Source organism: Aeromonas sp. FDAARGOS 1411 (genome assembly GCF_019047125.1).
Lineage (GTDB): Bacteria > Pseudomonadota > Gammaproteobacteria > Enterobacterales > Aeromonadaceae > Aeromonas > Aeromonas veronii.
This window is the reverse complement of the sequence record NZ_CP077214.1, coordinates 63,232-84,538: the sequence shown is the minus strand read 5'-3', so window position 1 is coordinate 84,538 and position 21,307 is coordinate 63,232. Positions and strand designations below refer to the sequence as shown.

At 61.6% G+C, this 21,307-nt stretch carries 17 protein-coding genes and 1 riboswitch; of the genes, 11 read left to right on the top strand and 6 right to left on the bottom strand.

Features of this window, described 5'->3' with window-relative positions; genetic code table 11:
• Positions 1-121: 121 nt before the first annotated feature.
• A complete protein-coding gene (locus I6L41_RS00310; RefSeq protein ID WP_216961169.1) occupies positions 122-2,716 on the bottom strand; it encodes a glycosyl hydrolase family 18 protein in 2,595 nt (864 codons plus the stop codon).
• A gap of 102 nt (positions 2,717-2,818) precedes the next feature.
• A riboswitch (cyclic di-GMP riboswitch) is annotated at positions 2,819-2,906 on the bottom strand.
• Between the two features lie 234 nt (positions 2,907-3,140).
• The gene (locus I6L41_RS00305) at positions 3,141-6,596 is read right to left on the bottom strand and encodes a PAS domain-containing hybrid sensor histidine kinase/response regulator (RefSeq protein WP_216961166.1); all 3,456 of its coding nucleotides are present in this window, start codon (positions 6,594-6,596) and stop codon (positions 3,141-3,143) included.
• Positions 6,597-6,810: 214 nt separating this feature from the next.
• On the opposite strand from I6L41_RS00305, the gene I6L41_RS00300 reads away from it, so the two are divergent.
• Genes I6L41_RS00300 through I6L41_RS00290 form a run of 3 tightly spaced genes read left to right on the top strand, consistent with a single transcriptional unit; the run spans position 6,811 to position 8,801 of the window.
• Positions 6,811-7,359: a DUF2975 domain-containing protein gene (locus I6L41_RS00300; RefSeq protein WP_216961163.1), complete on the top strand. Its 549-nt coding sequence runs from the start codon at positions 6,811-6,813 to the stop codon at positions 7,357-7,359.
• Between the two features lie 7 nt (positions 7,360-7,366).
• Positions 7,367-7,576: a helix-turn-helix transcriptional regulator gene (locus I6L41_RS00295; protein WP_005335250.1), complete on the top strand. Its 210-nt coding sequence runs from the start codon at positions 7,367-7,369 to the stop codon at positions 7,574-7,576.
• Positions 7,577-7,583: 7 nt separating this feature from the next.
• Positions 7,584-8,801 (top strand): hypothetical protein, encoded by a 1,218-nt coding sequence (locus I6L41_RS00290; protein ID WP_216961160.1) that lies wholly within the window; start codon positions 7,584-7,586, stop codon positions 8,799-8,801.
• A gap of 77 nt (positions 8,802-8,878) precedes the next feature.
• Here the strand turns inward: I6L41_RS00290 and I6L41_RS00285 are convergent, their stop codons facing one another.
• Positions 8,879-10,033 carry a 3-phenylpropionate MFS transporter gene (locus I6L41_RS00285; RefSeq protein ID WP_216961155.1) on the bottom strand — a complete coding sequence of 385 codons (1,155 nt, stop codon included), beginning with the start codon at positions 10,031-10,033 and terminating at the stop codon, positions 8,879-8,881.
• Between the two features lie 289 nt (positions 10,034-10,322).
• A complete protein-coding gene (locus tag I6L41_RS00280; protein WP_159164197.1) occupies positions 10,323-12,428 on the bottom strand; it encodes a TonB-dependent hemoglobin/transferrin/lactoferrin family receptor in 2,106 nt (701 codons plus the stop codon).
• A gap of 193 nt (positions 12,429-12,621) precedes the next feature.
• Between I6L41_RS00280 and I6L41_RS00275 the strand changes: the two genes are divergently transcribed.
• Genes I6L41_RS00275 through I6L41_RS00265 form a run of 3 tightly spaced genes read left to right on the top strand, consistent with a single transcriptional unit; the run spans position 12,622 to position 14,595 of the window.
• The gene (locus I6L41_RS00275; RefSeq protein WP_216961152.1) at positions 12,622-13,593 is read left to right on the top strand and encodes a ChaN family lipoprotein; all 972 of its coding nucleotides are present in this window, start codon (positions 12,622-12,624) and stop codon (positions 13,591-13,593) included.
• 26 nt (positions 13,594-13,619) lie between these two features.
• Positions 13,620-14,174, top strand: coding sequence for a cysteine hydrolase family protein (locus I6L41_RS00270; RefSeq protein WP_005348211.1), 555 nt, complete (start codon positions 13,620-13,622; stop codon positions 14,172-14,174).
• 37 nt (positions 14,175-14,211) lie between these two features.
• Entirely contained in the window at positions 14,212-14,595 is a 384-nt protein-coding gene (locus I6L41_RS00265; protein ID WP_127005966.1) for a hypothetical protein, read from the top strand.
• Between the two features lie 87 nt (positions 14,596-14,682).
• Here I6L41_RS00265 and hutZ read toward each other — a convergent pair whose 3' ends face one another.
• Positions 14,683-15,240, bottom strand: coding sequence for a heme utilization protein HutZ (gene hutZ / locus I6L41_RS00260; RefSeq protein ID WP_005335257.1), 558 nt, complete (start codon positions 15,238-15,240; stop codon positions 14,683-14,685).
• Positions 15,237-15,749 (bottom strand): heme utilization cystosolic carrier protein HutX, encoded by a 513-nt coding sequence (gene hutX / locus I6L41_RS00255; protein WP_216961149.1) that lies wholly within the window; start codon positions 15,747-15,749, stop codon positions 15,237-15,239. Before hutX ends, hutZ begins: the two co-directional genes overlap by 4 nt.
• A gap of 170 nt (positions 15,750-15,919) precedes the next feature.
• Between hutX and I6L41_RS00250 the strand changes: the two genes are divergently transcribed.
• The 5 genes from I6L41_RS00250 (at position 15,920) to pepE (ending at position 21,199) form a co-directional block, all read left to right on the top strand.
• Entirely contained in the window at positions 15,920-16,771 is an 852-nt protein-coding gene (locus tag I6L41_RS00250) for a hemin ABC transporter substrate-binding protein (RefSeq protein ID WP_042080088.1), read from the top strand.
• Positions 16,768-17,799, top strand: coding sequence for an iron ABC transporter permease (locus I6L41_RS00245; RefSeq protein WP_005335261.1), 1,032 nt, complete (start codon positions 16,768-16,770; stop codon positions 17,797-17,799). The genes I6L41_RS00250 and I6L41_RS00245 overlap by 4 nt, the downstream gene beginning before the upstream one ends.
• 11 nt (positions 17,800-17,810) lie before the next feature.
• Positions 17,811-18,623 carry a heme ABC transporter ATP-binding protein gene (locus I6L41_RS00240; protein WP_216961146.1) on the top strand — a complete coding sequence of 271 codons (813 nt, stop codon included), beginning with the start codon at positions 17,811-17,813 and terminating at the stop codon, positions 18,621-18,623.
• A 232-nt stretch (positions 18,624-18,855) separates the two neighbouring features.
• Positions 18,856-20,217 carry an endonuclease/exonuclease/phosphatase family protein gene (locus I6L41_RS00235; protein ID WP_216961143.1) on the top strand — a complete coding sequence of 454 codons (1,362 nt, stop codon included), beginning with the start codon at positions 18,856-18,858 and terminating at the stop codon, positions 20,215-20,217.
• 244 nt (positions 20,218-20,461) lie between these two features.
• Positions 20,462-21,199, top strand: a complete 738-nt coding sequence (gene pepE, locus I6L41_RS00230) for a dipeptidase PepE (RefSeq protein ID WP_216961140.1) — start codon at positions 20,462-20,464, stop codon at positions 21,197-21,199.
• The last annotated feature ends 108 nt before the right edge of the window (positions 21,200-21,307 follow it).

Below are 21,307 nucleotides of genomic sequence, written 5' to 3'. Positions count from 1 at the left end.
GCTGCTTTGCAGGCACAAAAGAGAATCTGGGTGGGGAAACCGATTGGCAGACCCGCCAGAATGTGGCGAAGCGGGGAGAAAAAACGGGGCATGACTGGCATGCCCCGCCACCATTCAATGCTTATTTACAGCTGGCGGCCCCCACATCCTGCCAGACGTCGTGTTTGCCGGGCTCATTGCCCTTGGTCCAGTACTGCGCCTTCCACTGACGGCCGTTATGGGTGGTGAGCTCGCCACCGTTGTAGGCCACATTGGCATCCCAACCCAGTTGCACCTTGCTCACCAGCAACCACTGATCCGCGGTGCGGCTAGGCTCGTTGCCCTGGGTCCAGTACTTGGCCTGCCACACCAGCTGGTTGTGGCTCACCTTGTCGCCGCTGTTATAGGTGCTGGCCGCTTGCCAGACTGGCCAGTTGGCCGCATCCGGATCGGTCGCCGTGCAACCACCGCCGCTGCTGGCCGGTTTGACCGTCAGACGGGTTGCCGCGCTGGCATCCAGCCCGCCGTCGGAGACGGTGACGCTCAGGTCATAGCCGGTGTCGCTGGTGACGTTCGGGCCAGTCACCACCAGGGTGGCGCTGTTCTGGCCCGTTGCGGTGATGCCTGCCGGCACGCTCCACTGATAGGTCAACGGATCACCATTCGGATCAGAGGCAGTCGCCTTGATGGTCACCTGCTTGCCCGCCTCCACAGAGGCCGTGGCAGGTACACTCACCACCGGCGCCAGATTGGCCTGCGGCGCCTTGTTGGTCACCACCACCTGATCCTTGGCACTCAACAGCTGGTCATCGGTCACCGTCAGCTCGAACACCAGATTGATGTCGGCAGTCACAGCATCCAGCACCACGCGGGCCTTGGCCTGAGTGGCATCGAGCAGGGCAGCCTGCGGGCCGGAGATCTGCTTCCAGCTGTAGCTGAGCGCGCTGTTTTCCGGATCGTGGGAGGCCGACCCATCCAGCGTCACCTCGGTCGGGCCGGTCACCTTGAGGTCACTGCCCGCGTTGGCCACCGGCGGCTTGTTGGCTGGTGGAGTGGTTCCCTCGCCGTGACCCAGACCCTCGTGCATGGCATTGAGGATGTCGCCGTTGTCGGCGTCGATCTCCCAGGAGAAGAGGCCACCGAGCTTGTTGGCCAGCACATACTGCCCCTTGGCCTTGACCGAGCGCTCGTTGTCATAGGTGATGAGATCGCCGGTCGCCGCCTTGAACAGATAGGGCGCCTCGGCCACCTCGTCGTAGCCCTTCTCCCAGCCCGCCCCCATTCGGTTGTTGACGATGTCGCGGTAATCCACCACCCCGTCCTCCCAGGTGCCTTTCACCTTGCCGGTCGCCTTGCCGGTGAAGGGGTTGTTGCCCTGATAACCGCTCACCCCGGTCCAGCCACGGCCATACATGGCGGCCCCGACCACCAGCTTGCCCGGTTCAACCCCCTGCGCCAGCAGCTGATTCACCGCCTTGTCGGTGGTGTACTTGGTATCGGGGTCCCAGCTCGCCGCATAGAGGTTGGTCTGGTGGCCCAGCTCGGTGTTGCTCCATGCGCCGTTGTAGTCATAGGTCATCATGAAGATGTGGTCCATGTAGGGCTGGGCCGCCTTGTAGTCCACATCCTGGATCTTGTCGCCCCCCGCCCCGATGGCCGAGGTGAGCTCATACTGGCGACCGGTCTCGGCCTCCAGCTCGTCGAGCATGGCACGCAGCTCCTTCATCAGGGCCACATAAGTGGCACCATCACTCGGGCTACCCAGTTTCGGGTTGGCACCCTGTCCGCCCGGATACTCCCAGTCGATATCCACACCGTCGAAGAACTTCCAGGTCTGCAGGAACTCTTTCACCGAGCCGACAAACACGTCACGCTTGGTTTTGTCACCGAGGAAGTAGAAGGGGTCGGAGAGGGTCCAACCGCCGACCGAGGGGAGGATCTTGAGGTTCGGATAGGCCTGCTTGAGCGCCATCAGGGCGCCAAAGTTGCCCTTGTAGGGCTCGTCATGGGCAGTGAGGTTGCCTTGCGGCATCTGGATGGCGGCCCAGGGATCGTGCATCGCCACCTTGAAGTCGGCGCGGCCGGCACACGCCCGTTGCAGCGCCTGGAAGCTCCCTTCGATCTCCTTGAGGCTGTCGTTGAGGCCATCCCCGCCGCAGATGGGGGTGAAACCATAGAGGATATGGGTCAGGTTCTGGGCCGGGATCTTGTCAACCGTAAACTTGCGGCCATAGACCCCCCACTCCACATAGTAAGTCCCCACCACCTTGCCGGACTTGTTGGCGTAGGGCTTGTTGTTCTCCTGCAGCGGCGCCTTGAGTGGCGCCAGATGGCTGCCGTCGGTATCGGCCACCACGATCTCCTTGGCATCAGAGAGGGTACAGCCATCGGTGTTGCACAGCGCCACCTGCATCTGGTAGCGCCCCCCTTTCTTCACCTTGAATTTGGCGCTGCCCGCCGCAGCCGAGGGACCGGACCACACCTCCTGACCATTGAGCAGCACCTTGGCACTCTGGCCCAGATCACCGCTCCAGAGGTTCCAGTTCACCTCCACATCGGCGGCATCCTTTACCTTGACCAGATTGTTGTAGGCAGTGGCCGCCTGATCGACTTCAACGATGGAAAACTTGGTGGGGCCCCATCCGATGGTCGGCTTGCCGGGTGCCGCAGCATAAGCGGACGAGGCGCAGCACAGACCGACCGCAAGGGCCAGCATGGTAGGCTTTGGACTTAGCATTTTTATATTTCCCTATTTCGTTATGTTGGCAACGAAAAGGGCTACGCCCTGACAGGTAACGCAGACGGCAGTGCGGCCTCTTGGCAAAGGTGCACAACAACCTGTGGTGGCCCCGCTATCTCAAGTACGGCTCATCCCTGGACCGGAAGCTTTGCGTCCCGATCTTGCGATCGGTTTGCCCTTCGGTTACTTCATTTGCGATGCAAAAAATCGCATCCCGACTATAGAGTGAGCCAATCCGGTCTGCCACTGTCGGCGTTCACCGACAGTGGCAAGCCAATACTGTAACTGGCGGCGATTGCGCGGGAAGATGAAGAGATCTTCGCCAATAAATCTCTGTTTTCGGCATTCATCCATGACCAGGGTCCACGGGATCATTGCGCGGTTTTGTGAGCCGGTTCACGGCTAGCCGCCCCGGCTGCGGCTAGCGCAGCAGCAGGCTGTTCATCAGGGCCCGCAGTTTGAGCGGTTTGACCGGTTTGCTGATGTAGCCATACCCCCGCTCGCGGATCTGCGCCTGCAGCTCGCTCTTGCGATCGGCGCTGATGATGATGCCTCCCAGCTCGTCGCCACACACTCGTTGCAGGGCAGCGAGCGCCTCCAACCCGGTCTTGCCGTCGTCGAGGTGGTAGTCAGAGAGCACCAGTCTCGGCACAAACCCTTGTGCCACCAGCTCCTCGGCTTCGGCCAGATCGACGGCGCAGCGCACCTCGCAGCCCCAACGGCCGAGCAGGGTGCTCATGGCGGTCAGAATGTCCCGCTCGTTGTCGATACAGAGCACGGCTACCCCCTCCAGCTGGCTGTCACGCACCACCGGCGCCGCCAGCTGATGGGCCGTGACCGGCCGGGTCGCCAGATTGAGGGTCACCGCAAAGACCGATCCCTTGCCCGGCCAGCTCTGCAATGTGAGCTGATGACCGAGCACCTGCGAGATGCCGCGGGCGATGGCAAGCCCCAGACCCAGCCCCTGCTCCTTGGCGGTACGGGAGTGATCGAGACGGGAGAACTCGTCAAAAATAGCCTCCTGCTTGTCCTGCGGGATGCCGGGGCCGTTGTCCCACACCTCGATGCGGATCTTCTCCCCCATCCGGCGACAACCGAGCAGCACCCGGCCCCCCGGGTTGTAGCGAAACGCATTGGTGAGGAAGTTCTGCAGCACCCGACGCAGCAGCCGCACATCGCTGTGTACCGCGTGCTTGCTCTCCACCACCGAGAAGTGGATCCCCCCCGCCTGCGCCAACACGCCAAACTCAGCCTTGAGGTTGTCGAGCAGATCGCGCAGGGCAAAGTCGAGCTTCTTGGCTTTGAACTTGCCCGCTTCGAGCCGCGAGATATCGAGCAGATCGGTGATGAGATCCTCGGTCGCCCCCAGCGCATCGTCAATATGGCGGGCGATGCGCGCCTGCTCGCCAGCATCGGGCAACATCTCCAGCAGGGAGGAGGTAAACAGCTTGGCGGCATTGAGGGGCTGGGTCAGATCGTGGCTGACCGCCGCCAGAAAACGGCTCTTGGATTGATTGGCCCGCTCCACCTGCTGGTTCACCAGCAGCAGTTGGCGGTTGAGTTCGGAGAGCTCACGGGTGCGCTCGGCCACCCGCGCCTCCAGATGTTCGTTCGCTTCGCGCAACACCCGCTCCGCATCGCGAAACGGAGTGATGTCGGTAAAGGTCATGACGAAACCACCGGCGGGCATGGGGTTGCCCTGCATCTCGATCACCCGCCCGTCCGGGCGCTCCCGCGCCGAGATATGGGCGCTGCCGCGTTTCATAAAGGCGACGCGCCGCGCCACGTGATCCTCGATATCGCCGGGGCCACAGAGCCCCTGCTGGGCGTTGTAGCGGATGATCTCCTCGATGGGACGCCCTGCCTGAATAAGCCCCGGCGGATAGTGGAACAGCTCGATGTAACGGCGGTTCCAGGCCACCAGCCGAAGCTCCCTGTCCACCACCGAGATCCCCTGTCCGATATGCTCGATCGCCCCCTGCAGCAGGCCGCGGTTGAAACGAAACACGTCGGAGGCCTCATCGACTATGGTGGCGATCTCCTCGAGCTGCATGTTGCGCCCCTGCAGGGCAGAGGCGAGCACCAGCCGTGCCGACGAGGTGCCAAACACCCCCGCCAGCAGCCGCTCGGTGTGGGCAATCAGCTCGGCCGAGGCCTGCATCTGGGGCGCCAGGGTGCCGCCGCGCTCACCGGCGAAGCGACCAAAGGCGCGTTTGACCCGGCTTGAGCCGACAAAGCGGGCCGCCAGCATCTCCAGCTCCTTGACCGAGACCCGCGCCTGATAGAGGGCGGCGGTATCGCGGCTCGGCTTGCCGACAAAGTTGGCCGCCTGCAGCCGCTCGCTCACCGCAGGGCGCGATAGCAAGGAACCAGCCACATAGCCGAGCAGGTTGAAGAGCAGGCTCAGGAAGATGCACCAGGCCCCGAGACTCAGCTCGCGAAACGCGGGCCAGTCCGGCGGCGCCAGCAGCTCGGCCAAGGGCGAGCCCGCCAGCAAGCCACTCTCCACCAGCAGGGTGACGAACCAGAGGCTCACTCCGAGGCTCAACCCAAGATAGACCCCCTTGCGATTGCCGTGGCGCCAGTAGAGGCCGAGCAGCAGGGCTGGCGCAAACTGGGCCACCGCGCCAAAGGAGAGATAGCCGATGCGCGACAAGCTGGTGAGATCGCCGAGCCACAGGTAGAGCCCCCAGGCCGCCAGCAAGATCAGCAGGATGGCGCCACGGCGCACCTGCAACAGCAGCCGCACCAGCCGCTCGTCGCGTCCCTGCCGCCAGAAGCGGCGCAGCAACACTGGCAGCACCAGATCGTTGCTCACCATGATCGCCAGCGCTATGGTGCAGACGATCACCATGCCGGTAGCCGCCGAGGTGCCGCCGAGAAACGCCAGCATCGCCATGCCATCGAACCCGAGGGCCATCGGCAAACTGATCACATAGGTGTCGGAGGCCATGTCGGCCCCCACCCACTGCTTGCCCGCCAGCGCCAACGGCCAGATAAAGAGCCCCATCACGAACAGGTAGAGCGGGAAGATCCAGCGCGCCCAGTGCAGATCCTGCCCCTGATTGTTCTCCACCACGGTCACATGAAACTGGCGCGGCAGGCAGATGACGGCGCACATCGCCAACACCGTATAGATGGCAAGCTCCAACAGGTTGCCGGGGCTCACCGCCACCACCTGTGCAAAGAAGTCGCGGGTCACCAGCTCGTGAGTCTCGCCCGGTTTGCTCAGGATCAGCCAGAGGGCAAAGCCCCCCACCGCGATAAAGGCCAGCAATTTGACCACCGACTCGAAAGCGATGGCCACCACCATCCCCCTGTGGTGCTCGGTGGCATCGAGATGGCGGGTGCCGAACAGGATGCTGAACAGCGCCAGCAGCAGGGTGACCCCGAGCGCCAACTCGCTGGTGTTGCTGGTCGGGCTGATGCCGCCACTGTTGACCATCAGCAGATCCAGCCCGGTGACGATGGCTTTGAGCTGCAACACCAGATAGGGGAGGATCCCCATGATGGCGATGAGGGCGATCACCATGGCAAGCCGCTGGGATTTGCCGTAACGGGCGGCGATAAAGTCGGCGATGGAGGTGATGTGCTCGCGCTTGGCCACCAGAATAAGGCGGGCCAGCAGCCGCCAGCCAAACAGAAAGACCAGCATGGGGCCAAGGTAGATGGGCACCGGCGACCAGGGGGATTCACTCGCCTGCCCCACGGTGCCGAAGAAGGTCCAGGAGGTGCAGTAGACAGCCAGCGACAGGCTGTAGAGCAGCGGTTGCCCCTTGAGACGGTGCCGTTTGTGCTTGTCTGCCACGAAGGCGATCAGAAACAGCAGCCCCAGATAGGTGAGCGACAATCCGATCAGCAGCCATCCCTGGTGCATCGATAACTCCTTGTCCATGTTGAGTTTTTGTATACAGCCTCGCCAGTCTAGAGAGGCAGCAGCCAAAAGTCATCCCCTTCGGACAGATTGAAATTATCGTTTTTCAATAAGTTTTATCTTGACTGTATATCGCAAAACAATAAACATTATGGTGTGAATATTGATAAACGATAAACTTTACCTTTCAGATAAAACCATCACAGTGAGGAATGAGATGATCTCCAACAAACTCGAACGCTCGAGCATGCTGATCGAATGGCTGCTGCTGCTGGCACTGCTGGCTACCCCTTTGATCACCTTGCTGGAGGTGTGGACCCCCTTCGGTGGTGCCGATTTTCTGCAGGAAAAGCTCAACACCATCTTGAGCCACCCCGGCATCAATCCTGCCGACTATCCCCTTCACTTCTCCACTCGGCTGCTCGGCACCCTGGTGCAGCTGTTGCCGGATCTGGTCTTTATGATGATGCTCTGGCAACTGCGTCAGCTGTTTCGTGGCTACCGCGCCGGTCTGCTCTTCACCTTCGAGCAGATCCGCCGCTATCGGCAGATCGGACTGCTGCTCTGTACAACCTTCCTGGTCGAATTGATCCTGACCCCCTTGCTGGATACGGTGCTCACCATGAGAGGCCCGGAAGTACTCGGTACCATAGCGCTGAGTACCTCAGATTTTCGGGTACTGCTGGCGGGACTGATCGTACTGGCGCTGGCGCTGGTCATGCGCGAGGCCAAACTGTTGGCCGATGAACAGCAACTGACGGTGTGAGGAACGTATGCCCATTATCATCCGCCTCGATGCCCTGCTGGCCGAGCGCAAAATGACCGCCCGCGAGCTGGCCCAGCGCATCGACATCACCGAGGCCAACCTCTCGATCCTCAAGAATGGCCACGCCAAGGCGGTGCGCTTCTCCACTCTGGAGGCCATCTGCCGTGAACTCAAATGCCAGCCCGGCGATCTGCTGGGCTACGAGCAGGAGCGCTAACCCTCTTATGAGTCGTCATATCACCCTGTTTGCCCTGTGGCTGCTGCCGCTGTGGGCCTGCGCTGGCAATGACGCGAACGGCCCCCGCTACCATATCGAGCAGGGCGCCAGCGCCAATGTGCTGCAAGTGCGCCTCACCATGCAGGGCAAGCCCCCTTTTACCCTGCTCCCCGCACGCCAGTTGCCGGGCAGTGCCGCGCCGGTTTCCCCCGCGCTGATCTGCCTTGCAGACAACCAGCCGGTTGCCCTCAACCAGCCCTTCTCTTGCAAGGAGATCGGCTGGCAGATCACGCTCACACCGGCTCCGACAGTGGGTGCTGATGCCTCGGCCCAACAGTCGCTGCTGTTCGCTCCCAACCAGTGGCTATTGACCGAGTGGGGTAATTTTGTGCGCCAGCAGGGGAGCCGCCAAGGGAAGGTGTGTCTGCCGGATGGCAGCTGCCAACCGCTGCCGGATGTCAACCAACCGCCGCTGATCCTGCCGTTTGGTCTGGACACAGTGCCCGTCACCAAGCCGGATCCGCGGCTGGTGCTGAGCCATGACGAGACCGCCAACCAGCTCGATCTGCCGGCCTTGCAGCAGCAACTGAATGAGATCATCGACTATCTGGCCTTCCAGCTCGATGTGGATCCGCCCACTCACCCGTGGCAACTGGTGTGGCTGGGGCGGGATGTGGCAACCCGCTCCCTCGGCGGTGCCGCCGGAGATCAGGTGTTTGTCGCCAACTACCCCACCGAGGCTGGCAAACCGACGCCACAGGCCCCCTTGCGCCTGCTGCGCACCTCGGCCCACGAGGCGGTGCATATCCTCAGCGCTCGCCACTCTGCTCCACAACCCACCTGGGTCAACGAGAGCCTCGCCGAATACCTTGCCATCAAGGCGCTGCGCCGCTTTCGGCTGCATCAAGTCACGGCGGTCAACGAGCTGGCCGAACGGGGCAACCAGCTGCCCCATAGCGATAGCGGCCTCTATCGGGCAGCTCGCGAGGTGCTGGCGGGCGATCGCTCCTACTACCCGCTCTTTTACGTCAAGGGGAGCGCCTTCTGGGAAGCGCTGGAGCGGGAGCTGCAACACAATGACGTGACGCTGGCGCAACTGCTGCCCCAACTGGGCTGGCTGCCGGATGGCCGCTTTGATGCTGCCTCCAATGAACTGCTTGCCGGCACCATCGGCTCGGATACCTGGCGCCGCCTCAGCCGCCTCTATCTTGGCGAGCAGCAGTAACGCCGCAAACCGCAGCAACGAAAAAGGGAGAGCCGTGGCTCTCCCTTTTGTTAGGTGATGATTCAAATAGACAAATATCAGGCTGGAGCACTCTCCTGCGTAGAGGGCGCAAAGGGGCGCAGCCGCAGGAAGAACACCGGCAAGACCACCAGCACCATCAGGAAGAAGATGCCACCGCCGAGAGGCTCGAACAGCACGCCGCAAAGTGCCATCAGGGCCGCCACCGTCATGCCGAGGCCAAGGGCCGCATAGAGCGCCTGAGTCGGGATCAACTGCTCGGCCGGTAGCTGACGGGTCATAAAGCGCACCGCCCCCAGATGGCTCATACCGAACGTCACCGAGTGGAGCAACTGCCCCAGTACCAGCACCCACAACTCGGTCGAGGCACCCAGCAATACCCAGCGCACCACACAACCGATGGCACCGGCGATAAAGAGACTCTGGGCGCCAAAGCGCTGCAAGAAACGCTTGTCGGCGGCGAACATACAGATCTCCGCCACCACCCCGAGCGCCCAGAGATAGCCGATGATGGTGCCGCTATATCCTTGCGCCTTCCAGTAGATGGCGCTGAAACCGTAATAGGCGGCGTGGCTCCCCTGCAGCAGAGCTGTCAGCAGCAGGAAACGGCGCACCGGTGCGCTGCGCAGAGTCGCCAGCAAAGAGGCCTTGGCCCGCTCGCCCTGACTATCCTGTGGCGCCGGATAGAGCGGCAGCCAGCTGAGCAGCAGCATCAGCACCAGCCCCGCTACCATGGTGTGCAAAATCCAGTCGCTACCAAAATTCCCCACCAGCGCCCCCACCAAGGTCGAGGCGACAATAAAGGCAAAGGAGCCGCACAGCCGCACCTTGCCGTAATCGAGGTGCGCCTGCACCACCATGCGGGTCGCCAGCGCCTCTCCCACCGGCATCAGGGTCGGATAGATAAAGTTCGCCAGCAGGGTCAAACCCACCAGCCACCAGAGGTTATGACTGAGATAGAAACCGAGAAACGCCAGCAGACTGAGCAGGGAGAGCAACCGGGTAACCGGCAGCAGATGGCCCGCCCCCTTGATCTGCCCCATCACCATCAGGTTGCCGGCAAAGCGGATCGCCATCCCCGCCCCCAGCAGGAGACCAATCATCTCGGCACTGACGCCCACCCCCTCCAGCCAGAGCGACCAGAACGGCAAGTAAGCGCCGTAGACAAAATAGAAGGCGCCGAAAAAGAGCGCTAACCAGGAGAACGCGGGCATAGATCCTCTGCAACCGGATGACTGGAGCAGAATGATAACCTATCCTCCCCCGCAGATCCCGATGGAAACCCCGCGAAGAAATCGAAAAAACTTCAATAAAATTGAACTATTACCGAAGAAGCGGGGTCTACTTGATAACACCTCCTCCTGGTTAGTGTTGCAATCCTTCCACCCGCCCATGGCGGGTTTCTTTTTTAGGCAAACATTTGCTCTGCTCCATCGTCACAACATGGCGGCGACAAAAAAGGGGCCGAAGCCCCTTTGATCATCTGCGTCTGTTGTTTGCTCTTTAGAATACGTATTTGACCCGTGCACTCAGGTTGCGGCCCGGTTCGGTCATCATGCTGTTATCGGAGCCCTCGGCACGACCGGCGATACGCTCATAGCTGGTGTACTCCTTGTCAAACAGGTTGAAGACCCCGACGTTGAGCTGCAGGTCGGTCATCGGGTTGAACTGGGCGTACATATCCACCACACCCCAACCGGCGCTCTTCACGTAATCGTTGCCTTTGCTGTCTTTACGGACTTTGTCCATGTCGTCAGCAAAGCGCAGCGCTGTGTTGAAGTTCCATTGGGCCTGTTCCAGACGCACACCGACGGAGCCGTTCAGCGGGCTCAGGCTGTTGATGTAGTTGCCATCCCCATCCTTGCCTTCGATGTAGGCGAGGTTGCCCCAGACATTGACGATGTCGTTGAGCCAGTAATCCGCCTTGGCTTCGACCCCTTTGGTGGTCGCCTTGCTCAGGTTCTGGTACTGGTAGACGGCGGTGCGCCCCTCTTTGCCCACTTCCACCATCTCGATGAAATCTTCGAACTTGTTGTAGAAGCTGGCTACTTCATAGCTGAAGCCGTTGCTGCTGCCACGCACGCCGAGATCGATGCCGTCGCTGCTCTCCGGATTGAGGTTCGGGTTGGGCTCGATGCGATAGCCGTACGCCTGATGGTTCAGGGTGGAGAAGGCACTGTCATACATGGGAGCCTTGAAGCCGTGGCTGTACTGGGCGAACAGGTTGGCCGCCTCGTGGGCCTTGAACACCAGACCCAGCTTTGGTGACAACTCCCCTTCGGAGAACTTGTGCAGCTTGTCGCCTGTGTAGGCCGGATCGTTGTCCGGGGTCATCCGGTAGTAGTCATAACGGGCACCCGGGGTCAATACCCAGCGCTCGCCAAACTTGATCTCGTCAAAGGCCCACAGGGCGCTGCGCTCGCTGGTGGTAGCCGGGAAGCTCAGCTCGTTGTAGCCGACAAAATCACCGGGAGTCGTCGGCCCCTTGTAACGGGTACGTTCGTTGTCGGTGTGCTCGTATTCAGCCCCCCAGGCCAGGCGGTGGTTGGCGACCGCCTTGTGGAACTGCAGCTGGGCGCCGATGTTCTTCTGATCGAACACGTTGTGATCCAGCGAGTTTTTGGTCACATAAGGGTTGCCGGGGCTGACCGGATACTTGGATGAGGCGTACTGATCCAGCGTCTGCTTGGTGCGGGAGAAGTAAACCTTGCTATCCATCCGATCGGCCCAGCCTTGATTCAGCGCGATGCCGTGATCCAGCACCAGCGAGAGGTTGTCGGTCTGCTTGTCGGTGATGGGCTGATCAAAGACACGGGCAGTGCCGGTACCGACCTTGTTGAGCTTGACCGCATCCGGCTCCTCGCCATCGGTCAGGTAGTCAACGGTCAGCTTGAGGAACTGCTCATCGGAGAGGTTCCATTTGCTCTTGAGCAGCAGGGCGTGGGTACCGATATCGAAGTCGTTTTTGGTGGAATCGAAATTCTGGGTCACACCGCCATCGCGCCAGGTGTAGCGCAGCAGGTTCTCCACTTCACCAGTGCGCAAGGCGCCGGTAAAGCCCGCCATCTTCTGGTGGCTGCTGGAGGCGTAACCGCTGGTCACGTCCAGATAACTATCCTTGCCCTTGAGGAAGTCGCTGGCATCCTTGGTGGTGATGGCAATCACGCCACCCAGCGCATCGGAGCCGTAGGCGGCAGACGCCGGCCCCTTGGCCACTTCGACCTGCTTGATCATGTCGGTATCGAAGTAGCTCTGGCCAACCCCGCCCTTGCTGTAGGCATCGTTCTGGCGCACACCGTCGCGCACCACCTTGACCCGGTTTTCCCCCATGCCGCGGATGATGAAGGTCTGCGCATCCCCCTGACCGCCGAGCACAGTCACACCGGGTTCGTAGCGGAACAGGTCGGCAACGTTGGTGACGACCTGCTCTTCAATCTGCTTGGCGGTGATCACCGAGATGGGGCCGGAGACATCTTCCAGTTTTTGCTCCATCCGTGAGCCGCTGACGACCACGACTTCATCCGCCTTCTGGGTGGCAGCAAAGACCTGGGAAGAGAGACCGGCTGCCACGGCGAGGGCAACCAGAGAGAGTGCGTTATGATGGGTCACAGCGAATCCTTATTGAGAACTGTTATCAAACAGGCCGCATATTACCCAGCTCCTGACAAAGATCAACAAGAAACGAAATCATTCTCATTTGTTTTGAACCAAATTGGTTTTACACTGTCGCCCTGTGTTGCCCTTATTCTCTATTAGCCCCCCGAGATGCACCGGCATCCGGGCATATCAGCCGTGAGATCCCATGATTAGACGACTTCCCCTGCTCGCCCTGCCGCTGCTACTGGCAGCCTGTGCCACCCCCCCCCAACCGACCCAGTCATCACAGTTGCAGACGCTCTATGACTACCGGCTAAGCAGCGAGGGAGACGCAGACCTGACGCTGGAGCAAGCAATCGCGCGCATTGCCGACGCCGACATCATTCTGGTGGGTGAGCTGCACAGCCATCCCGCCGTGCATCTGTTGCAATCGCGCCTGCTGAGCGGGCTCTACACCGCAGGTCAGCAGCACGGTCGGCCATTGGCCCTCTCCATGGAGCAGTTCAGCCGCGCCGATCAGAAGACGCTGGATGCCTATCTGGCGAACCAGATTGGTGAAGCGGCCTTGATCCGCGAAGGCAACGCCTGGCCCAACTATCCGAGCGACTACCGCCCGCTGGTGGAGTTTGCCAAAGCGCACCAGATGCTGGTGATCGCCGCCAACGCCCCCAAACCGCTGGTGAGCTGTGTCGGTCAGGAGGGGGCTGAGTGGCTCGACAAACTGCCCGCGTCGCGCCGCAGCCAGCTAGCCCGCCAACTGACGCTAGGGGATGATCCCTATAAACAGAAATTTATGGCCTCCATGCACCATGGCGATGCCGACAGCAACGCCCGCCGCTTCGCCGCCCAGACCAGTTGGGATGACACCATGGCCGAGAGCATGGTGGATTATCTCGCCAAGCACCCGGGCCAGCAGATCATGCATATCGCCGGCAATTTCCACGTCGAGGGGGGGCTTGGACTCGCCAGTCGCATCGCCAGCCGCAATCCTGCCCTCAAGGTGGCGCTGGTGGTGCCCCGCACAGATGAGACCTCTGTTGCAGATCCCGCAGCCGATGTGCAGGTAACCATCATGCCGCTGCCTAAGCGCTGGCAAAACAGTGACGAGATGAAGCAAGATATGGGCGCGCTGCATCAATCCCGCAGTCGTGACTGCAGCCAGTGGCTGCAACCCTAATCTTCAAGGAAACGGCGGGTAAGAAAATGGATGTGTTACTGATCATCGATGTGCAGCAAGGCTTGTTCAACGAGCCCCGTTACCGCCAGGAGCAAGTGCTGGCCAATATCAATCGGGCTGCGGCCCATGTCAGGCAGCAACAGGGACGGGTCATCTATATCCAGCATGACTCGCCCCCCGGTACCGAACTGGAACCGGGCACCCCGGGTTGGCAGTTGCACAGTGCGCTGCAACCGGCCAAGGGAGAGAGCCGGGTGCGCAAAACGGCCTGTGACAGCTTTCTCGATACCGAGCTTGCCTTCCTGCTGGCCGAGCAGCCGGTCGATCGACTCATTCTCTGTGGCTGCGCCACCGATTTTTGCGTCGACACCACAGTGCGCAGTGCAGCCTCCCATGGGTACGAGGTGCTGGTGTTGAGCGATGGTCACACCACCGCCGATCGCCCCCACCTTAGCGCGGCCCAGATCACCGAGCACCATCACTGGATGTGGCGCCACCTCAGCCTGCCGGAGGGGCGCAGTGTGACCCTGCTCACCACCGACGAGCTGCTGGCAGTAACACCCGCCCTGCAGCCGTGCTAATCTGCGAACCTCGCCTCGTTTCTCACTGGAGTCTGTCGTGCGCCTGTTGTCTGCCACCCTGTTGTTGATTGTTCCCCTGCTGTCGGCCTGCTCCAGCTTGCCCGGACAGAAGTATGACGGGCCGGAACCTCTGTTTCTGACCCACATCAACGAGGAGGGAAGCAAGCGCTTCACCTTTGAAGCCGCGCCCAACGAAACCTTGCCGCGCGGCCTCTCGGCGGCCCAGAGCCAGCGGCTGCTGGAACAGCGGGAGGCGTTGCAGGAGAACCTGCTGACCGAGACCCTGGCGACCAAGCAGTATTGCCGCCAGGGCTACATAGTGCTAAGCCAGACCTCCTGGAAGGTGCGGGGGGAGTGCAACGAAACGGCCACCGACGCCGATCGTCGCGCTTTTCCCAACAAGGCCAGCTGGCAGGATTGAACAGGCCGGATGAGATAACGCAATAAAAACGGGCAGCCAATTGGCTGCCCGTTTTGTTATGACGGCTGTCGTGGTCGACAGGGATCGTCAGACCGGCGCATCGGCCGGGCTGGTGAGCTCGGCACCGTTGTCGATGCGCTTGTGCCCTTCCACCAGATGGACGAAATCCACCAGCTCGTCACCGGAAACCGCGAACGCCTGTCCGAAGCCCTTGACGAACAGCCCCTGTTCCGGCTTGAGGCGGAACAGTTTGAAATCCTTGAGGTTGGAGAGACCCTTGATGATCTCGCCAAAACGCCCCTCCAGCGCCGCCACCGCCTTGCTCCAGCGGGCGTCGTCACGGGCCACCACTTCAGCCACCGCATCGAAGGTCAAGCGCTTGCGGGCAAACAGCTCGCGGGCACCGCTCTCATCCTCGATCAGCATCAGGGATACCCGCGGCACCTGTTGCAGGTTGCGGGCGTGGCGGGCGATCTCGGAGATCAGCACATAGTAGCCATCTTCCTGCAGCACGAACGGGGCATAGCTGGCGTTGGGATTGCCTTCGCCATCGACGGTGGCGAGCTGCAGGGTACGGCAGCTGTCGCGAAACTCGCGGATCTCCGGTTGCAGGCGGTTCTGCAGACGCTCCTGACGTTCACTCATGCTTTGACTTCCTCTTGAGAGTTGTGGCGCAGCGCCATGAAACGGGTGACCTGATCGGCCAGCAGCTGGCGTTTCTCGTCGCGACCCAGATAGACCTTGAAAATGCAGCGGCCGGAGTGACCGAAGAACTGGAAGGAGTGCCCCTCCTTGCCCATGAACAGCTTGCTGACCAGCGCAATCCCCGCCACGTTGTCGAGCTTGAGGTGACCATGCAGCTCACCGTCGCGGCCCATCAGGTTGTAGTAACCGCGTGCGTCCTTGCCTTTCGGGAAGGGGGCTTTTACCTCGAAGATGGAACCTTCTGATTCGACGATGGTGGTCACCGGGCCCCAGTCGGCCAGATCTTCCAGCAGACCTTGTGCGCGATCGGCGGGTAGCAGGGTCACCAGCTCGGAGGGCAGATGGCGAACCACCTCCCATTCGCTGATGGCAAGCTGGGCCGCCAGGGTGGACGGATGAGCGCCGGGATCCTGCTCCAGCAGCGCGTGAATGCGTTGTGCAATGCTCATGTTTTCTCCCTCTGCGGGACCATCTTGTCCCGCTGTTTATCATGGCGGCTACTCTAATAAAGCACCGAAACCAATGCAATTGATAATTGCTATCATTATCAGTGCATTTTTTCCAAAGCCTTGATATTCTCGGCGGCACACCCGTTTCATTCACCCCTTCGGAGGTTAGCATGGGCCGTCGTCTTGCCCTCGCCATCACCCTGCTCTGCAGTTCACTCTCTCCCTTCTCTGCCGTTGCCGCCGACGGACAGAAAGAGCGTATCGTCAGTATCGGCCCGGCCACCACAGAACTCATTCTGGCCCTTGGCGGTGAATCGAGCCTGATCGCCACCGATGTCAGCAGCCCCTTGCCAAAAGGGTTGCCCAAGGTGGGCTATCACCGGGCGCTGGCCGCCGAAGGGATCCTGAGCCTCTCCCCCACCCGACTGGTGGGCAGCGACGAGATGGGCCCGGCCCCGACCCTGGATCAGCTGCGTCGTGCCGGGGTCAAGGTGGAGGTGCTGGATACCGCGCCGACCCTCGCCAACCTCAATCAGCGCATCGACACCCTCTCCAGCCTGCTGGGCGATAAAGCCGCTGGCGATCGCCTGAAGGCAGAGATCCAGGCTCAGACCGATCAGCTGGCGGCGCAAGCCAAACAGAACAAACCGCTCAAGGTCGCCTTCCTGCTGCTGCACAAGGGGCAACCCACCAGCATCGCCGGAGGGGACACCACCGCCAGCGCGCTGATTTCGCTGGCGGGCGGCATCAATCCGGTCGCCGAGTTGCGCAACTACAAGCCGGTATCCGCCGAATCCCTCATCGAGATGCAGCCCGATCTGGTGCTGGTCAGCGGTCGTGACTGGCAGCAGTATGCCGACCCGGCCAAGGTGCTGGCCGAAGTGCCCGCCCTGGCGGCTACCCCGGCAGGCAAGCGCAACGCCATTCACGCTATCGACGGTCACGCCCTGCAAGGGGGCCTGAGCCTCAACTCCCTGCAACAGGCGAACCAGATCGCCCAGTGGATCAAGCAGGGGTCATGATGCGCTTGCCCCTCTCCTGGCTGCTGGCCTTCACCACGGCCGCACTGGCGCTGTTGCTGCTCGGTTCGCTGGCAACCGGCCCCATGACCCTCACCCTGGGCGAGAGTCTGCGGGCGCTGTTTGCCGGGCAGGAGAGCGGGATTGAGTCACACAAGCTGCTGATCGTTCAGGAAATTCGCCTGCCGCGCACCCTGCTCTGCATCGCAGTGGGGGGGATCCTCGGGCTCTGTGGCGCCGTGATGCAGGGACTGTTTCGCAACCCCCTGGCTGACCCAGGCATCATAGGTGTCTCCGGCGGTGCGGCGCTCGGCGCGGCGCTCGCCATCGTGCTGCTGGCCCCCCTCGGCCAGCAGCTGCAAGCCACCATCGGGGTTGGTCTGCTGCCGCTGCTCGCCTTTCTCGGCGGCGCGCTCACCACCACCCTGGTCTATCTGCTCGGCACCCGTGAGGGGGGCACCTCGGTCACTGTCATGCTGCTGGCCGGGGTCGCCATCACGGCGCTCTCCGGTGCGGTGATCGGCCTGCTCACCTATCTGGCGGACGATCAGATGTTGCGCAACCTGAGCCTGTGGCAGATGGGAACGCTGGCGGCAGGCAAACCGGCCGATGTGGCGCTGGCCCTGCTCACCCTGGCGGCCCTGCTGTGGCTCTTTATGCGCGATGCCAATCCCCTCAACGCCCTGCTGCTGGGTGAAGGGGAGGCTCGTCATCTGGGGGTCAATGTGCAATCCCTCAAACGTCGTCTGATTCTGCTCACCGCCGCAGGCGTCGGGGTGGCGGTGGCGGTATCGGGGATGATCGGCTTCGTCGGGCTGGTAGTGCCCCATCTGGTGCGCCTGCTGGCGGGCCCCAACCATGTCAGGTTGCTGCCGCTCTCGGCCCTGCTTGGCGCCGCCCTGCTGCTGGCAGCCGATATGCTGGCACGCACCCTGCTGGCCCCTGCCGAGCTGCCGGTGGGCATCATCACCGCCCTGCTCGGCGCCCCCTTCTTCATCTGGCTGCTGGTAAAAGGCCGCCGCGCCCTGTGATACGGACTGTTATGCAACCACTCTCATCCTCACTCTCCGCCCCCCTGTTGAGCTGCAGCCGACTCAGCCTGCGCCGTGGCCAGCGCCAGATCCTGGATGGGCTCGATCTTAGTCTCGAGAGCGGCACCCTCACCGCGCTGCTCGGCCCCAACGGGGCGGGCAAGAGCTCGCTGCTCAAGTGCCTGACCGGCGAGCTGGAATATGAGGGCGCCATCACCCTGTTTGGCGCGGATCGCCAGCAGTGGGACAGCAGCCTGCTGGCCCACCGGCTCGGGGTATTGCCGCAAAGCTCCTCCCTCAACTTCCCCTTTCTCTGCGAGGAGGTGGTCGCCATGGGGCGCTTGCCCCACAGTGAACCGGCGGCGCGGCGTGACGAGATTGTGGCGGCGGCCATGACCCATGCCGGGGTCGAGCATCTGGCCAAACGGCTCTATCCCGGACTCTCCGGCGGCGAGCGGCAGCGAGTGCAGTTTGCCCGAGTGCTGGCGCAGATCTGGCAGGCCCCCTCCCCGACCGAGCAAGCCGAGCAACCCCGCCTGCTGCTGCTCGACGAACCCACCTCGGCGCTGGATCTGAAATACCAGCATCAGCTGCTCACCATGGCGCGCGCCCTGGCCAGCCGCAATACAGCTGTGCTGGTGGTGCTGCACGACCTCAATCTGGCGGCGCGCTATGCCGATCGGCTGGTGATGCTGGAACGGGGCAAGCTGATGGCCGATGGCACACCTGCCGAGGTGCTCACCCCTGAGCTCATCGCCCGTCTCTATGACTATCCGGCACAGGTGATCCACCACCCCGAGAGCGGCCTGCCGATGGTGGTGTGACAAATTCAGAGTGCGGTAATGGTTGGCAGCGCGCGCTATTCATCCCGAAAACTGCAGCGTATAAATCGGTTTTTCACACCCCATATCGCCCTGCTAACATTCATCATCGCCAGATATGTGGTGTGAATATCCTCACACTTTGCTCAGGCAAAACCCCCGCAGCATCACCGTCTACTTATAATGACGCCGCCTCACAGAAGGCATAACTCATTGATGCTACGGAATAATTACAATGAAGAATATCAACAAGACCCTACTGGCTGCCGCAATTTCCCTCGGGATGCTGGCTGGCTGCAACAGCGACAACGACTCAAAGGCAGCTGATCCCATGGTTCGTTTTGCCACCTTCAACCTCTCTTTTGACCGCACTGCCGCCGGTATGCTGACCGGTGAGCTGGCGCTGACCCGCACCGAGCAGGATGCCCTTCTGGCCCGCCTCGCCGAAGGGAGCCTGAGCGGCGCCACTGAAACCAAAGCCAAGAACGTGCAGCAGATCCGCAACGTGGCGGAGATCATCCAGCGCACCCGTCCGGATGTGTTCCTGCTCAACGAGTTCGACAACGACGGCAAAGGCGAGAGCACCGCCGATCTGAAAGCCTTCAACGACAACTATCTGGCTCACGCCCAGCACGCCGAAGTGACCGCCATCAGCTATCCGGTGATGCAGAACTTCGCCACCAACACCGGCCTGATGAGCGGTTATGACCTCAATCTGGATGGCAAGGTCAACAGCGGCCCCGACGATGCCTGGGGCTTTGGCAACTACCACGGCCAGTACGCCTTTGCGGTAATGTCCAAATACCCCATCGACACCAAGCAGATCCGCACCTTCCAGAACTTCAAGTGGAAGGATATGCCGGGCGAGCAGAACCCCATCATCGATGACTGCAACAATCCCAAGGTCAAGATCCCGGCCAGCCGCCAGTGTGGCGATGCCTGGTATTCAGACGCAGCCTGGCAGCAGTACCCGCTCTCCTCCAAGAACCACGCCGATGTGCCGGTACGGATCAAGACCGAGAAGGGGGAAGAGGTGATCCACTTCCTGATCTCCCACCCGACCCCGCCAATCTTTGCCAATGCGGCGCGCCACACCGTCAAACACAACCGCGCCGAGATCGCCTTCTGGAATGACTACGTCAAGGGTCTCAACTACATGACCGATGACAAGGGCACCAAGGGTGGGCTGGCCAAAAACGCCAAGTTTGTTATCGCGGGTGATCTCAACGCCGATCCGCTCACCGGTGACGGCGACCTGACCGCCATTCAGGATCTGCTAAACAACCCGCTGATGAATCAGGCCATCACCAATGGCACCCTGATCCCGGTCAGCGAAGGGGGCTCGGAGTGTGTCAGCAAGGGGACCGACTGCAAACGCAACCTCACTCGCCCCAACCCGGAACGCATCACCAACTCCAGCGTGCTGCAGCTGGATCACGTCATACCCTCCGCCAACCTCAACGCGGTGAAGAGCGGTGTCTACTGGCCTGCCAGCTTCGAGGCCGGTTATCACCTGGTCTATGATGCGAAACTCGGCATCGCCAAGGGAGTCAGTTCGGATCACCGCATGGTGTGGGTCGATCTCAAACTCGACTAACTCTGCCATGACCCCGCTGCGGCGGGGTCTTTTATTGGCAATGGGTGGCGAGTTGACCACGGCCCATTAATCCACCGCTTGGCATTGAGTTATCCATCCATAACTCCTCCATGGCCGTTGAATGGGCCTCGCGATCACAGAACCGCCGCGCCAATGGTGGTAGCATGCCTCCTCTTGCCATCCGGCCGCACGGCGGCTCCGGTGGCCCTCCCTCCTCCGCTTTCACTTTTTGAGGACGTATCTGATGGAACTGCTTCTGCTTAGCAACGGTAAAGCCAACGAATTTCCGGGTCTGCTCGGCTGGGCCCGCGATCGGGTTCAAAGCCTGCTCGCGCGCAAACAGGTCAAGCGCATCCTGCTCATCCCCTACGCGGTGATCCGCAGCGACTGGGATGCCCGCGCCAACGAACTTACCGAGAGCCTCGGGATCGAGACCATCAGCATTCATCACTTCGATGATCCGGTCGAGGCCGTCAATCAGGCCGATGCCATCTTTATCAGTGGCGGCAACACCTGGCGCCTCAACCAGATGTTGCATGAAAACGGCCTGATCGTGCCGATCCAGCGTGCCGTGCGCGAGCGGGGCGTCCCCTATGTGGGCTGGAGCGCCGGTTGCAACGTGGCGACCCCGAGCATCCGCACCACCAACGACATGCCGGTTTGCAGCGCCGCCGTGCTGCCCGCGCTGGGCCTGTTCCCGCTGCAGATCAACCCGCACTATCTGGACGCCAGCATCAGCGGCCACATGGGCGAGACCCGCGACGAACGTCTGGCCGAGTTCTGCGCCATCAACCCGAGCGAGCACGTGGTGGCCCTGCGCGAAGCGAGCCTGCTGCAAATCACCGGAGAAAACGGCAGCGAGCATCTGGAGTACTGGAGCGCCCGCGAGCAGGACTTCAAGATCTTCAAACACGGTCAGGAGCCGCAAGCCTTTATGGACGCCGCCCCGCTGGCCAAGCTGACCCCCTTCAAGGTCAGCTGAGCCACGCAGAGCGCCGTGCCACTGGCAAGCGGATAGCTCGCGAAAGCGCAAAAAAAGAGGGATGGCTCAATGCCATCCCTCTTTTTGTCGTCATCTTTCAGCTGGTTG

Coding starts and splice junctions, on each gene's coding strand:
- I6L41_RS00310 (WP_216961169.1), bottom strand. CDS start 2,716: ATGCTAAGTCCAAAGCCTACCATGCTGGCCCTTGCGGTCGGTCTGTGC.
- I6L41_RS00305 (WP_216961166.1), bottom strand. CDS start 6,596: ATGCACCAGGGATGGCTGCTGATCGGATTGTCGCTCACCTATCTGGGG.
- I6L41_RS00300 (WP_216961163.1), top strand. CDS start 6,811: ATGATCTCCAACAAACTCGAACGCTCGAGCATGCTGATCGAATGGCTG.
- I6L41_RS00295 (WP_005335250.1), top strand. CDS start 7,367: ATGCCCATTATCATCCGCCTCGATGCCCTGCTGGCCGAGCGCAAAATG.
- I6L41_RS00290 (WP_216961160.1), top strand. CDS start 7,584: ATGAGTCGTCATATCACCCTGTTTGCCCTGTGGCTGCTGCCGCTGTGG.
- I6L41_RS00285 (WP_216961155.1), bottom strand. CDS start 10,033: ATGCCCGCGTTCTCCTGGTTAGCGCTCTTTTTCGGCGCCTTCTATTTT.
- I6L41_RS00275 (WP_216961152.1), top strand. CDS start 12,622: ATGATTAGACGACTTCCCCTGCTCGCCCTGCCGCTGCTACTGGCAGCC.
- I6L41_RS00270 (WP_005348211.1), top strand. CDS start 13,620: ATGGATGTGTTACTGATCATCGATGTGCAGCAAGGCTTGTTCAACGAG.
- hutZ (WP_005335257.1), bottom strand. CDS start 15,240: ATGAGTGAACGTCAGGAGCGTCTGCAGAACCGCCTGCAACCGGAGATC.
- hutX (WP_216961149.1), bottom strand. CDS start 15,749: ATGAGCATTGCACAACGCATTCACGCGCTGCTGGAGCAGGATCCCGGC.
- I6L41_RS00250 (WP_042080088.1), top strand. CDS start 15,920: ATGGGCCGTCGTCTTGCCCTCGCCATCACCCTGCTCTGCAGTTCACTC.
- I6L41_RS00245 (WP_005335261.1), top strand. CDS start 16,768: ATGATGCGCTTGCCCCTCTCCTGGCTGCTGGCCTTCACCACGGCCGCA.
- I6L41_RS00240 (WP_216961146.1), top strand. CDS start 17,811: ATGCAACCACTCTCATCCTCACTCTCCGCCCCCCTGTTGAGCTGCAGC.
- I6L41_RS00235 (WP_216961143.1), top strand. CDS start 18,856: ATGAAGAATATCAACAAGACCCTACTGGCTGCCGCAATTTCCCTCGGG.
- pepE (WP_216961140.1), top strand. CDS start 20,462: ATGGAACTGCTTCTGCTTAGCAACGGTAAAGCCAACGAATTTCCGGGT.